The organism is Vibrio genomosp. F10 str. 9ZD137 (assembly GCF_049974785.1).
Lineage (GTDB): Bacteria > Pseudomonadota > Gammaproteobacteria > Enterobacterales > Vibrionaceae > Vibrio.
Map to the genome: position 1 here is coordinate 1 of NZ_JBNGCJ010000223.1, position 1365 is coordinate 1365.

General features: G+C 45.5%; 1 protein-coding gene and 1 tRNA gene. Both read left to right on the top strand.

Annotated features, from left to right (window positions below):
- A partial coding sequence (locus ACP45E_RS03140) for a sigma-70 family RNA polymerase sigma factor (protein WP_141707208.1) occupies window positions 1–420 on the top strand: 420 nt, incomplete at its 5' end.
- 143 nt (window positions 421–563) lie between these two features.
- Window positions 564–639 (top strand) — tRNA-Ile (locus tag ACP45E_RS03145).
- Window positions 640–1365: the final 726 nt, after the last annotated feature.

The window sequence follows — 1365 nt, forward strand, 5'->3', positions numbered from 1 at the left end:
GGCCGTGAGCCGTTACCGGAAGAACTTGCTGAGCGCATGCAAATGCCTGAAGACAAGATCCGAAAAGTACTGAAGATTGCTAAAGAGCCAATCTCTATGGAAACACCAATCGGTGACGACGAAGATTCGCACCTAGGTGACTTCATTGAAGATACCACTCTGGAGCTACCACTAGACTCAGCCACATCAACCAGTCTACGTGGCGCAACAAAAGACGTGCTTGCAGGTTTAACACCTCGTGAAGCAAAAGTTCTGCGTATGCGTTTTGGTATCGACATGAACACGGACCACACGCTTGAAGAAGTGGGTAAGCAATTCGATGTTACTCGTGAGCGTATCCGTCAGATTGAAGCAAAAGCTTTGCGTAAACTTCGTCACCCTAGCCGTTCAGAAACACTGCGCAGCTTCCTAGATGAGTAATTCGTCGTCAATATAAGAAAAGGTGAGTGAAAGCTCACCTTTTTTGTATCTGATTGGTTTAAGTGGATAAAAACTGAGCGCAATTGCCCACTACAGTGGGTAGACAGGCTTGTTTCCTTCCCCTATAATCGTTCACCTAATTCGGCCCCTTAGCTCAGTGGTTAGAGCGCACGACTCATAATCGTTCGGTCCCCAGTTCAAATCTGGGAGGGGCCACCAAATTCCGATAAGGCTCATGAAGAAATTCATGGGCCTTTATCTTTTCTAGCCCTTTCCATATCCGGTCTTCGATTACTTCCTGTAAGCACGATTCCATTAGTACCAGTGAAACACTCCACCTAATCACCACTGAACCCGTAAACCTATCTCAGGCTGATATCAACCATCAGTAACCTCTCTCATCTGTACGGCACGATTCTGCGCTAAATACATACCACTCAACATCAAATTAAGAGCCCCAGAAAAACTTCCTGACTAAACCAACAAAAATATAACCAACATTCCGTTCCATTAGATTCAGTAATTTATATAGATATAAATGAGATACCTAGATGGAGTTCTAGCTGAGATCAGTCAGGAGACTCAGCACCGAAGATTAGAACCAGATGACTGTTGAACAATGATGACCGATTACCCTCAGTGGTAATCGGTCTGATATCTCTTAAGTGATTTAGGTTAGTCGGCAGCAGCAGTGAACCTCAGAGCTAGAAACGAATGCTAATCACTGGACTGGTATTCATACTGAAATCGGTAATCTCAACGCTAGGAGTGGTTCTAGGGCGAATCTGCTATGAGTTAGGGTGAGAAGTTGGGTTAGCGAATGGTTTAGCGGAATCAGATGGAAATCTAGAGTGGCTATCCCGTCGACGACGACGGCAATAGACCTAAAATCAGGGTGAAAGACCGGACTAGGACCGGACCGACGACGCCGTCAACAAAACCTAG